This is a genomic window from Pseudomonas sp. AC532 (assembly GCF_979258965.1).
In genome coordinates this window covers 3196129-3208101 of record NZ_OZ409888.1, presented here as the reverse complement: position 1 = coordinate 3208101, position 11973 = coordinate 3196129, and the positions used below count along the sequence as shown (strand labels likewise).

General features: G+C 65.9%; 12 protein-coding genes. 8 read left to right on the top strand and 4 right to left on the bottom strand.

Going from position 1 to position 11973, the window contains the following annotated elements; all coding sequences use genetic code 11:
- Positions 1–100: 100 nt before the first annotated feature.
- The 4 genes from rpoH to ftsY all read right to left on the bottom strand — a co-directional run bounded on the left by rpoH (position 101) and on the right by ftsY (position 4178).
- Entirely contained in the window at positions 101–955 is an 855-nt protein-coding gene (gene rpoH, locus ACZ0AV_RS15060) for an RNA polymerase sigma factor RpoH (RefSeq protein WP_499151775.1), read from the bottom strand.
- A gap of 132 nt (positions 956–1087) precedes the next feature.
- Positions 1088–2104, bottom strand: a complete 1017-nt coding sequence (gene ftsX / locus ACZ0AV_RS15055; protein WP_499151774.1) for a permease-like cell division protein FtsX — start codon at positions 2102–2104, stop codon at positions 1088–1090.
- Positions 2101–2772, bottom strand: coding sequence for a cell division ATP-binding protein FtsE (gene ftsE / locus ACZ0AV_RS15050; RefSeq protein ID WP_070881017.1), 672 nt, complete (start codon positions 2770–2772; stop codon positions 2101–2103). Before ftsE ends, ftsX begins: the two co-directional genes overlap by 4 nt.
- The gene (gene ftsY / locus ACZ0AV_RS15045) at positions 2772–4178 is read right to left on the bottom strand and encodes a signal recognition particle-docking protein FtsY (protein WP_499151773.1); all 1407 of its coding nucleotides are present in this window, start codon (positions 4176–4178) and stop codon (positions 2772–2774) included. The genes ftsE and ftsY overlap by 1 nt, the downstream gene beginning before the upstream one ends.
- 267 nt (positions 4179–4445) lie before the next feature.
- Between ftsY and ACZ0AV_RS15040 the strand changes: the two genes are divergently transcribed.
- The 8 genes from ACZ0AV_RS15040 to ACZ0AV_RS15005 all read left to right on the top strand — a co-directional run bounded on the left by ACZ0AV_RS15040 (position 4446) and on the right by ACZ0AV_RS15005 (position 11971).
- Entirely contained in the window at positions 4446–5801 is a 1356-nt protein-coding gene (locus ACZ0AV_RS15040) for a M16 family metallopeptidase (protein WP_499151772.1), read from the top strand.
- A complete protein-coding gene (locus ACZ0AV_RS15035; RefSeq protein ID WP_499151771.1) occupies positions 5794–7284 on the top strand; it encodes a M16 family metallopeptidase in 1491 nt (496 codons plus the stop codon). The genes ACZ0AV_RS15040 and ACZ0AV_RS15035 overlap by 8 nt, the downstream gene beginning before the upstream one ends.
- Complete coding sequence (gene rsmD, locus ACZ0AV_RS15030; protein WP_499151770.1) at positions 7284–7889, top strand: 16S rRNA (guanine(966)-N(2))-methyltransferase RsmD; 606 nt, start codon at positions 7284–7286, stop codon at positions 7887–7889. Before ACZ0AV_RS15035 ends, rsmD begins: the two co-directional genes overlap by 1 nt.
- A complete protein-coding gene (locus ACZ0AV_RS15025; RefSeq protein ID WP_499151769.1) occupies positions 7882–8448 on the top strand; it encodes a hypothetical protein in 567 nt (188 codons plus the stop codon). Before rsmD ends, ACZ0AV_RS15025 begins: the two co-directional genes overlap by 8 nt.
- 22 nt (positions 8449–8470) lie before the next feature.
- Complete coding sequence (locus ACZ0AV_RS15020) at positions 8471–9478, top strand: hydrolase (RefSeq protein ID WP_499151768.1); 1008 nt, start codon at positions 8471–8473, stop codon at positions 9476–9478.
- A 71-nt stretch (positions 9479–9549) separates the two neighbouring features.
- Complete coding sequence (locus ACZ0AV_RS15015) at positions 9550–10965, top strand: coniferyl aldehyde dehydrogenase (protein ID WP_499151767.1); 1416 nt, start codon at positions 9550–9552, stop codon at positions 10963–10965.
- 121 nt (positions 10966–11086) lie between these two features.
- Positions 11087–11569, top strand: a complete 483-nt coding sequence (gene coaD / locus ACZ0AV_RS15010) for a pantetheine-phosphate adenylyltransferase (RefSeq protein WP_499151766.1) — start codon at positions 11087–11089, stop codon at positions 11567–11569.
- Positions 11570–11719: 150 nt separating this feature from the next.
- A complete protein-coding gene (locus tag ACZ0AV_RS15005) occupies positions 11720–11971 on the top strand; it encodes a YfhL family 4Fe-4S dicluster ferredoxin (protein WP_499151765.1) in 252 nt (83 codons plus the stop codon).
- The last annotated feature ends 2 nt before the right edge of the window (positions 11972–11973 follow it).

Below are 11973 nucleotides of genomic sequence, written 5' to 3'. Positions count from 1 at the left end.
CTCCCACAATTTCACAACAGTTCACATCCGCGGGCTCTAAGTCACCCAAACGAAAACGCCCCGAACAGAGCCGGGGCGTTTCTGGTGCTGCGTAGCGGAATCAGGCCGCGATGGAACCCTTGAGCTTGTTCATCGCGTTCTTTTCCAGCTGACGAATACGCTCTGCCGAGACGTTGTACTTGGCCGCCAGCTCGTGCAGCGTGGCCTTTTCCTCGGCCAGCCAGCGCTGCTGCAGGATATCGCGGCTGCGCTCATCCAAACCTTCAAGCGCCTCGTGCAGGTTGGCGCTGGAGGTATCGCTCCAGTCCTCATCCTCCATCTGCCTGGCTGGATCATAGCGGTGATCTTCAAGGTACTGGGCAGGGGACTGGAAGGCGCTGTCGTCATCCGCGTCGGCGGCGGGGTCGAAAGCCATGTCATGGCCGGTCAGGCGGCTTTCCATCTCGCGCACTTCACGCGCCTCGACGCCCAGGCTCTCGGCCACGGCATTGACCTCGTCGTTGTTCAACCAGGCCAGACGCTTCTTCTGGCTGCGCAGGTTGAAGAACAGCTTGCGCTGGGCCTTGGTGGTCGCGACCTTGACGATGCGCCAGTTGCGCAGAATGAACTCGTGGATCTCGGCGCGAATCCAGTGCACGGCGAACGACACCAGGCGCACACCCATTTCAGGGTTGAAGCGTTTGACCGCCTTCATCAGGCCGACGTTGCCTTCCTGAATCAGGTCAGCCTGAGCCAGGCCATAACCGGAATAGCTGCGCGCGATGTGCACGACGAAACGCAGGTGAGCGAGAACCATCTGGCGGGCAGCCTCGAGGTCCTGCTTGTAGAAGAGATTAGCGGCCAGCTCGCGCTCCTGCTCAGGCGTCAGCAGCGGAATGCTGTTGACCGCATGCACGTATGCTTCCAGGTTGGCGCCTGGAACAAGAGCATGAACAGGTTGCAAGGAAGTGGACATTTGAATCCTCCGATTCACGAAACGTACGCAGTGTAGCACCGCGCTTTATGACCGGAAGCCACCATCCTGGTTCCCCGATCAATAGTCAATATCAACCAAATCAATAAGTTGGCGAAGCGTCAAACCAGCGCTTCAGCGCGGAGCAAGCTCCCTTAAATGCCTTGCTACCGCGAGCCACGCACCGATATACCCCAACAGCACGGCTCCCAGCAAGAGCGAGAAGCCGTCGCCGGATGGCACACCGGCCAGCGCGAAATCACTGCCATACAATCCGGACAGACGCACCACGGCATCGTTCAACCAGTTCAACCCAAAGGCCAGTACCAGCCAGGACAACACCCCGGCGCCGAGGCCGTACAGCGCGCCCATATAAAGGAAAGGGCGTCGCACGTAGCTGTCAGTGCCGCCGACCAGCTTGATCACTTCGATCTCGGTACGGCGGTTCTCGATGTGCAGACGGATGGTGTTACCGATGACCAGCAGCAGCGCCATGATCAGCAAGACGGTCAGGCCGAAGACGAAGCGATCCCCCAGCTTGAGGATTGCGCTGAGGCGCTCGACCCAGACCAGATCCAGCTGCGCCTGCTGCACGTTGGGCAGTTCGTCGAGACGCAGGCGCAAGGCCTCCAGCGTTGCCTTGTCGACTTCCTTCGGCGTGACCAGCACCGCGCCCGGCAGCGGGTTGTCCGGCAGCTCCTTGAGCGCTTCGCCCAGGCCGGACTGCTGCTGGAATTCTTCCAGGGCCTTTTCCCGGCTGATCCACTCGGCTTCGGCCACGTCACCCATGCCGGCGATCTCTTCGCGCAGGGCCTGGCCCTGGCTATCGCTGGCATCGATGGTCAGGAACACCGAAATCTGCGCCGCGCGCTCCCAAGTACCGCCAAGACGCTCGACGTTGCCGAGCAGCAGCGACAGGCCCATCGGCAGGCTCAATGCCACGGCCATCACCAGGCAGGTGAAGAAGCTGCCGATCGGCTGCTTGCCGAGGCGGCGCAAACTGTCGACCAGGCTGGCACGGTGGCTTTCCAGCCAGGCACGGGTCAGGGTGCGGAAATCCGGTTCATTATCCGGCCCCTGGGGCTCGGCATTCTTCGGCGCCGCGCCGACGCGCTGGGCCGGCTGCGGTGGTGGAACGCGTGAGGCGCTCATTCTGCAGCCTCCCCATCGCCGATCAGGCGACCGCGTTGCAGGGTGAGCATGCGGTGGCGCATGCGGGCGATCAGCGCCAGGTCGTGACTGGCGATCAGCACACTGGTGCCGAGGCGGTTGATGTCTTCGAATACGCCCATGATTTCCGCCGCCAGACGCGGGTCGAGGTTACCGGTGGGTTCGTCGGCCAGTAGCAGGGCCGGACGGTGAACGATGGCGCGGGCAATGCCGACGCGCTGTTGCTGCCCGGTCGACAGGTCGCCGGGATACAGCTCGGCCTTGTCGCTGAGGGACACCCGTTCCAGCGCAGCGCCGACACGGCGGCCGATATCGGTCTTCGACAGGCCCTGGATCTGCATCGGCAACGCCACGTTGTCGAACACGCTGCGGTCGAACAACAGCTGGTGGTTCTGAAACACCACGCCGATCTGCCGACGCAGGAAGGGAATCTGTGCGTTGGTGATCTGCGACAGATCCTGACCGGCGAGCAGCAACTTGCCCGACGTCGGTCGCTCCATGGCCAGCAACAGGCGCAGCAGCGTGCTCTTGCCGGCGCCGGAGTGGCCGGTGACGAACAGAAACTCGCCGCGCCGCACGCGGAAACTCAACTCATGCAACCCGACATGACCGTTGGGGTAACGCTTGCCGACCTGCTCGAATCGGATCATCACTGCTCCCGCTGTTGGAAAAGCGCCTGAACGAAGGGTTCGGCCTCGAAGGTGCGCAGATCGTCTATGCCTTCGCCAACGCCGATGTAGCGAATCGGCAGGCCGAACTGCTTGGCCAGGGCGAAAATCACACCACCCTTGGCCGTACCATCCAGCTTGGTCAGGGCCAGCCCGGTCAAGTTCACCGTCTGGTTGAATTGTTTGGCCTGGTTGATCGCGTTCTGCCCGGTGCCGGCATCCAGCACCAGCAGCACCTCGTGGGGCGCAGTGTCGTCGAGTTTGCCGATCACCCGGCGCACCTTCTTCAGCTCCTCCATCAGGTTGTCTTTGGTATGCAAACGGCCCGCGGTGTCGGCGATCAGTACGTCCATGCCGCGGGCCTTGGCCGCCTGCACGGCATCGAAGATCACCGATGCCGAGTCGGCGCCGGTGTGCTGGGCGATCACCGGGATCTTGTTGCGCTCGCCCCACACCTGCAGCTGCTCCACCGCAGCGGCGCGGAAGGTGTCGCCAGCGGCGAGCATGACCTTCTTGCCCTCGCCCTGCAGCTTCTTGGCCAGCTTGCCGATGGTGGTGGTCTTGCCGGCGCCGTTCACGCCGACCACCAGAATCACGAACGGCCGCTTGCCGGTATCGATGTGCAGGGGCTGCTCGACCGGGCGCAGCAGCGCAGCGAGTTCTTCCTGCAGGGATTTGTACAGCGCCTCGCTGTCGGTCAGCTGCTTGCGCGCGACCTTCTGGGTCAGGCTGCCGATGATCGCCGTGGTGGCTTCGACACCCACGTCGGCGGTGAGCAGGCGGGTCTCGATCTCGTCGAGCAGGTCATCGTCGATGGCTTTCTTGCCGAGGAACAGGCTGGCCATGCCCTCGCCCAGGCTGGCGCTGGTCTTCGACAGGCCCTGGCGCAACCGCGCGAACCAGCCACCCTTGTTGTCCGACGGCTTGTTCTGCTCGACCACCGGCGCGGGCACTTCGACCGGCGCGGCGACCACGGCCGCCGGGGTCGCTGGCATGGCGTGGTGCACGTCGCTGCCGGTGGCCAGGTCGACGGGGTGTTCGAGAGCAGCCGCCGGCTGCTCGGCGACGGGCTCGGCCATCGCTTCGGGGCCATGCCGAGTCGGCTCTGGGTCTATAACGGCCGGTTCGGGCTCTACCTCAGGCTGAGGCTCAGGCTCGAAACGGAGCGGCTGCTCAATAGGCGCCGGCAGATCAGCCACGACGGGCTCAACCGTCTCGGGCTCAGGCGCGCCCTGCGGCGTTTCCGCTTCGGGCGCGGTGGGCGCGGGCTCTGCGGGCTTCTTGCGCAACCAGCCAAACAGGCCGCGCTTCTCGGTGGCTTTCTCTGTGCCCTGCTCGGCGCTGGCGTCGGGGGCCGGGGTCTTGTTGTCGTCTTTTGAACCAAACATGAAGGACGGCTATCTCAGAGGGGCGAACGCCAAGGCCCAGGCACGATGGGGCTGAGGGCGGTGCAGAGCGGCAAGTGCACAGGGGATTCGCACACCATCGCTGCACAGACGTGGTCGCCAGTAAAACGGATGCGTATCCTAGCACCTCCGCACAGGCCACGGCTAAGCCAAGCAGCCCGACTGGCGCTGCGCGGTACCTGCTGCACGACCACGGCCCAGCCGTCGTCGCCATCGCCACGTTCGACGTGGTTCTACGAGGAGAGAGGTTTGTCCATTTCAGTTGCCCGCCATCTCGCCGGCCTGCTGTTAGCCTGCGCCCTGCCCCTGGCAGCCCAGGCCGCGGCGCCCCAACCGACCCATGAATTCACCCTCGACAACGGTCTCAAAGTCATCGTCCGCGAAGACCACCGCGCGCCGGTGGTGGTGTCCCAGCTCTGGTACAAGGTCGGCTCGAGCTACGAGACCGCCGGGCAGACGGGCCTGTCCCATGCACTGGAACACATGATGTTCAAGGGCAGCCGCAAGCTCGGCCCGGGCGAAGCCTCACGCGTATTGCGTGACCTCGGCGCCGAAGAGAACGCCTTCACCAGTGACGACTACACCGCCTACTACCAGGTGCTGGCCGCTGATCGCCTGGGCGTCGCCTTCGAACTCGAAGCAGACCGCCTGGCCAGCCTGCGCCTGCCCGCCGACGAGTTCGCCCGCGAGATCGAGGTGATCAAGGAAGAGCGCCGCCTGCGCACCGACGACAAACCGTCGGGCCTGGCCTTCGAGCGTTTCAAGGCCATGGCCTACCCGGCCAGCGGCTACAGCATCCCCACCATCGGCTGGATGGCCGACCTCGACCGCATGACCGTGGATGAGCTGCGCCACTGGTACCAGACCTGGTACGTGCCCAACAACGCCACCCTGGTGGTGGTCGGCGATGTCACTCCGGACGCGGTCAAGGCCCTGGCACAGCGCTATTTCGGGGCTATTCCCAAGCGCGAGATACCAGCCGCCAAGATCCCGCTGGAGCTGCCGGCACCCGGCGAGCGGCAAATCACCCTGCGCCTCAAGACCCAGCTGCCGAGCCTGATGATGGGTTTCAACGTGCCCGGGCTGGCCACCGCCGAGACACCCCGCGACGTGCATGCCCTGCGCCTGATCGCCGCCCTGCTCGACGGCGGCTACAGCGCGCGCCTGGCCACCCGCCTGGAGCGCGGCGAAGAACTGGTGTCCGGTGCAGGCGCCTGGTACAACGGCTACACCCGCGGCGACAGCCTGTTCATGGTCTCGGCCACGCCCAACGTGCAGACCGGCAAGACCCTGGAGCAGACCGAAGCGGGCATCTGGCGTGAGCTGCAGGACCTGCAGAAGAACGCGCCATCGGCAGAAGAACTGGCCCGCGTACGCGCCCAGGTGATTGCCGAACTGGTCTACGACCGTGACTCGATCACCAGCCAGGCCACCGCCATCGGCCAGCTGGAAACCGTTGGCCTGTCCTGGCAGTTGATCGACCAGGAACTGGCCGAACTGGAGGCCGTGACCCCGGCCGACATCCAGCGCGCCGCCAAGACCTACTTCACCCGCGACCGCCTCAGCGTCGCCCATGTATTGCCCGAGGAGAAGCGCGATGAGTAAGCGTAACGGCCCGCGCTACGCCCTGCTGGGGCTGTTCCTGATCGCCCTGCTGGTGGCCCTGACCTTCACCGTGCAGCACAAGCCCGACGCAGCCCCGGCCGCCGCCGATGCGCCGAAAACCGCTGACACCCAGTTGCAATCGCTGGCCGAGCTGGACGGCAAGGCGCCCGCGCGACGCTCGCTGGATATCCAGAGCTGGCAGACCGCCGAAGGCGCCAAGGTGCTGTTCGTGGAAGCCCGCGAACTGCCGATGTTCGACCTGCGCCTGACCTACGCCGCCGGCAGCAGCCAGGACAACGGCGTGCCAGGCCTGGCGATGCTCACCAACGCCATGCTCAACGAAGGCGTACCCGGCAAGGATGTCGGCGCTATCGCCGCCGGCTTCGAAAGCCTCGGCGCCCAATTCGAGAACGGCGCCTACCGCGACATGGCGGTGACCGGCCTGCGCAGCCTCAGCGCCGCCGAGCAGCGCGCGCCGGCCCTGAAGCTGTTCGAGCAGGTGATCGGTCAGCCGACCTTTCCCGCCGACTCCCTGGTGCGTATCAAGAACCAGGTCCTCGCCGGCTTCGAGTTCCAGAAGCAGAACCCGGGCAAGCTGGCCAGCCTGGAGCTGTTCGAACGCCTGTACGGCACGCATCCCTACGGCCACCCCAGCGAAGGCAACGCGCAGTCGATTCCGGGCATCAGCCGTGAACAACTGCAGGCTTTCCACGCCAAGGCCTATGCCGCCGGCAACGCGGTGATCGCGGTGGTCGGCGACCTGTCACGCGAAGAAGCCGAGGCCATGGCTGCCGAAGTTTCCGCGGCGCTGCCAAAGGGCCCGGCACTGCCGAAGACCGTCGCGCCCGAGGCACCGAAGGCCGGCCTGACCCATATCGACTTCCCGTCCAACCAGACTCACCTGCTGATCGCTCAACTCGGCATCGACCGTCGCGACCCCGACTACGCGGCGCTTTACCTGGGTAACCAGGTGTTTGGCGGTGGCGGCTTCGGCACCCGCCTGATGACCGAGGTGCGCGAGAAGCGCGGCCTGACCTACGGCGTCTACTCGGGCTTCACCGCCATGCAGGCGCGCGGGCCATTTCTGATCAACCTGCAGACCCGCGCCGAACTCAGCGACGGCACCTTGCAGCTGGTCAAAGACCTGCTCGCGGAATTCATCGCCAACGGCCCGACCCAGGCAGAACTGGACGCGGCCAAGCGCGAAATGGCAGGCAGCTTCCCGCTGTCTACCGCCAGCAACTCGGCGATTGTCGGCCAACTAGGCGCCATCGGCTTCTACGACCTGCCACTGACCTACCTGGAAGATTTCATGGGCCAGGTACAGGCGCAAAGCGTCGAACAGGTGAAAGCTGCCATGGCCAAGCACCTCGACCCCGAGGCGCTGGTAATCGTCACCGCCGGGCCGAAGGTCGCGCAGAAAGAGCTGCCACCGCCCACCGACAAACCTGCCGCACAGCCGACCGGCGTCCCGGAGCACTGATGGCCAGACGACCCGTTTCTGCCAAGATCCCGGCCGCCCACAGTGGCGACGGGCAACTGCGGATCATCGCCGGGCAATGGCGCAGCCGCCAGTTCGGCTTTCCCATGGCCCATGGCCTGCGGCCGACGCCCAACCGCGTGCGGGAAACCCTGTTCAACTGGCTGGCGCCCTACGTCGAAGCCGCGAAGGTGTTCGACCCGTTCGCCGGTAGCGGTGCGCTGTTTCTCGAAGCGTTGTCGCGCGGGGCCGCCAGCGCTCTGGCGCTGGATCTCAACCCGGCGGCCGTGATCAGCCTGCGCGGCCACCTGACGACCCTGCGCTGCGACAACGGCCAGGTGCTGCAGAGCGACGCGCTCGCCTACCTGCAAGGCCAGCCGGCCACGCCGTTCGACCTGGTGTTCCTCGATCCGCCGTTCAGCCAGAACCTGCTGCTGCCGGCCTGCGAGCTGCTCGAACAGCGCGGCTGGCTGGCCGATGACGCGTGGGTCTACACCGAGAGCGAACAACCGCCGTCCAGCCTGGGCCTGCCCGGCAACTGGCGCCTGCACCGCGAGCAGAAAGCCGGCCAGGTGCATTACGCGCTGTGGCAACGCAGCCATGCATGAGGCCACGCAGGCGCTGCGCCAGGCCCTCGTCGACCAGGGCCTGAGCCTGCGCACGCAGGATGCCGGGGAGTGGCAAGGCGATATCCCTTTGCCTGCCGATATCGCGCGGTTCTACCGCGAGATCGGCCCGAACAACTGCAACCTGGAGACCGCGGGCAATTCGTTCTTCATTCCTTCGCTGAGCCGCCTGTGGCGGCTGCAGGCCGGCTACCGCTGGCATGGCATCAGCGGCGAGCGGCTGACGGACTGGCACGACGACTGGCTGGTGGTGGCCGACCAGGGCGGTGATCCGTTCATCTTCGAGGTCAGCAGCGGCAGGGTGCTGCATGACCGCCACGGCAGCGGCACCTGGCAGCCGGCACCGCTGTTCAGCGACCTCGAACAGATGATCGCCTGTCTCGCCTGCTTCGACGCCATCTGGAGCAGCGCTGGCGAAGACCTCTTTCTCGACGACTTCAGCGTCAACCCGGTGCACCGTGACCGTTTGATCGAGGCCCTGTTGCCGATACTGGGTGAGCGCGGCACGGCGCAGTCGCTGGCCGAAGAGTTCGGCTGGTAATGAGCACAACCGGGGCCTGCCGATGACCAGCACGCCGCACTTTACCGCCGCCTGGTGGCTACCGGGCCCGCACCTGCAAACGCTCTGGGGCTCGCTGTGCCGCCGCCCGCCAAGCCTCGATCGCCAGCGCGAGCGCCTGTGGCTGGAGGATGGCGACTTTCTCGACCTCGACTGGCACGGCCCCCACGAGGCGCACGCGCCAGTCGTGCTGGTGCTGCATGGCCTGACCGGCTCGTCGAATTCCCACTACGTGCTCGGCTTGCAGCGCCAGCTCGGCGCGCAGGGCTGGGCCAGCGTGGCGCTCAATTGGCGGGGCTGCTCGGGCGAGCCCAACCTGCTGCCGCGCGGCTACCACTCCGGGGCCAGCGAAGACCTCGCCGAAACCGTCCGCCACCTGCGCGCCAGGCGGCCGATGGCGCCGCTGTATGCGGTGGGTTATTCGCTGGGCGGCAATGTGCTGCTCAAGTACCTCGGCGAGAGCGGTGCCGACAGCGGGCTGCAGGGCGCTGCGGCGGCGTCGGTGCCATTTCGCCTGGATCAGTGCGCGGACCGCATCGGCGTCGGCTTTTCGCGGGTCTACCAGGCCCACTTCATGCGCGCCATGGTCGCTTACGTGAAGGACAAGCAGCGCCTGTTCGCTCACCAGGGCCAGGCCGACCGCCTGTCGATTCTGGAAAAGCTCGGCCCGCTGGACGGCATGCGCACCTTCTGGGATTTCGACGGCCGCATCACCGCGCCGCTGCACGGTTTCGAGAATGCCGAGGACTATTACCGACGCGCCTCAAGCCGCTATTACCTGGGACGCATCCAGACGCCGACGCTGCTGATCCAGTCCAGCGATGACCCGTTCGTGTACCCGTACAGCCTGCCGGAAGCCGACGAGCTGGCGCCGTGCATCACCTTCGAGCTGCATGCCAGGGGCGGCCATGTCGGCTTCGTCGACGGCACGCTGCGCAAGCCCGGTTATTACCTGGAGCGGCGCATTCCCGATTGGCTGCGGGCCAGCGAACAGCGTGCCGAGGCCCGGTGAACGCGCGCCCGCCCCCGGCACGCGGCGCAAACAGCATAGCGCCAGCCGGCGCGCACCTCAGGGAGCACCACATGCACGACAACCCAGGCGCCGCGCCGCATGAGGCCATGCAACGCAGTTTGCAGGCGCAGCGCCAGGCATTCGCCGCCAACCCCATGCCCTCGGCCGGGCAACGCATCGCCTGGCTCGACAGCCTCAAGGCCCGCCTGCTCAGCGAGCAGGACGCGCTGATCCGCTGCATCAGCGCGGATTTCGGCAACCGCAGCGCCGACGAAACCCTGCTCGCCGAAATGCTGCCCAGCGTGCATGCCATCCGCTACACGCGCAAACGCCTGCGCGGCTGGATGAAGCCCTCGCGACGCCGCGTCGGCCTGCCCTTCATGCCGGCGTCGGCACGGGTGATCTACCAGCCAGTGGGCGTGGTCGGCATCATCGTGCCGTGGAACTACCCGCTGTTCCTGGCCATCGCTCCGCTGGTCGGTGCGCTGGCGGCCGGCAATCGGGTAATGCTCAAACTCAGCGAAGCCACACCGCAGACCTCGCAGCACATCAGGCAACTGCTGGCCAGCGTGTTCCCTGAGGATCTGGTCACTGTGGTGCTGGGCGAAGCGGAGGTCGGCAAGGCGTTCGCGCAGTTGCCGTTCGATCACCTGCTGTTCACCGGCGCCACCAGCGTTGGCCGCCAGGTGATGCGCGCCGCCGCCGAGAACCTGACGCCGGTGACCCTGGAACTGGGCGGCAAATCGCCGGCCATCGTCTCCGCGCACGTACCGCTGGAGCACGCCGCCGAGCGCATCGCCTTCGGCAAGACCCTGAACGCCGGGCAGACCTGCGTGGCGCCGGACTACGTGCTGGTGCCGCGCCAGCGCGTGGAAGGATTCGTCGCAGCCTATCGCCGTGCGGTGCAGCGCTTCTATCCGCAGGCCGAGGGCAACCCGGACTACACCAGCATCATCAACGCCCGCCAGCAACAGCGCCTGCTCCGCTACCTGGACGACGCCCGCGACAAGGGCGCCATGGTGATTGCCCTGCACGCCGAAAGCAGCGACCGGCGCATGCCCCACTGCCTGCTGCTGAACGTCGACGACAGCATGCTGGTGATGCAGGACGAGATATTTGGCCCGCTGCTGCCGGTGGTGCCCTACGACAACGTCGACGAGGCGCTGGCCTATGTCGCCGCGCGCCCGCGGCCGCTGGCCCTCTACTACTTCGGTTACGACCGCCGCGAACAGCAGCGCGTCCTGCACCACAGCCATAGCGGCGGCGTGTGCCTGAACGACACCCTGCTGCACGTCGCCCAGGACGATCTGCCGTTTGGCGGCATCGGCGCCTCGGGCATGGGTCAGTACCACGGGCGCGAGGGTTTTCTGACCTTCAGCAAGGCCAAGGGCGTGCTGGGCAAGCAGCGCTTCAACCCCGCCCGGCTGGTCTACCCGCCCTACGGCAAGGCGCTGCAGCGCCTGGTCTACCGACTGTTCATCCGTTGAGCGGGCTGCGAACAGCGCGATTAACGCCCACATCCGCGACTGCCGGCGGGCCAGCGGCTTTGCCCGCCCCGGCAGGCTGCGCTACCATCCGACTCCCCAACGCGCCTGCCAGGACGTCACGATGAATCGAGTGTTATACCCGGGCACCTTCGACCCCATTACCAAGGGGCACGGCGATCTGGTCGAGCGCGCCTCGCGCCTGTTCGACAGCGTGGTCATCGCGGTCGCTGCCAGCCCGAAGAAGAACCCGCTGTTCTCCCTCGAACAACGCGTGGAGCTGGCCCGGGAAGTCACCCGGCACCTGCCCAACGTCGAAGTGATCGGCTTTTCCACACTGCTCGCCTCGTTCGCCAAGGAACAGGGCGCCAACGTGCTGCTGCGCGGCCTGCGTGCAGTGTCGGACTTCGAATACGAGTTCCAGCTGGCCAACATGAACCGTCAGTTGGCGCCGGATGTGGAAAGCCTGTTTCTCACGCCCTCCGAGAAGTACTCGTTCATCTCTTCCACGCTGGTGCGGGAAATCGCCAACCTGGGCGGCGACATCACCAAGTTCGTGCACCCTGCCGTGGCCGAAGCGCTGACCGAACGTTTCAAGGCTCGCTAAGCACATGCGCCCGCGCGGTAATCCCACAGGCCGCGCAGGGGCGTTGCTCCGTATGGCGCCCGGGCGTGCGCTGGCGGCGACAATCCGGCACAATCATGCATTCCTGTTTGAATGTGTCGCGGCCAGTGGCCCGGCAGGAGCGTGCCCTTCATGTCCCTGATCATCACCGACGATTGCATCAACTGCGACGTCTGCGAACCCGAGTGCCCGAACGCGGCGATCTCCCAGGGTGAGGAGATCTACGTGATCGACCCCAACCTGTGCACCGAATGCGTGGGCCACTACGACGAGCCCCAGTGCCAGCAGGTCTGCCCGGTGGACTGCATCCCCCTCGACGAGAACAACGTCGAGAGCAAGGAGCAGCTCATGGAGAAATACCAAACCCTTACCGGCAAGGCCTGAGC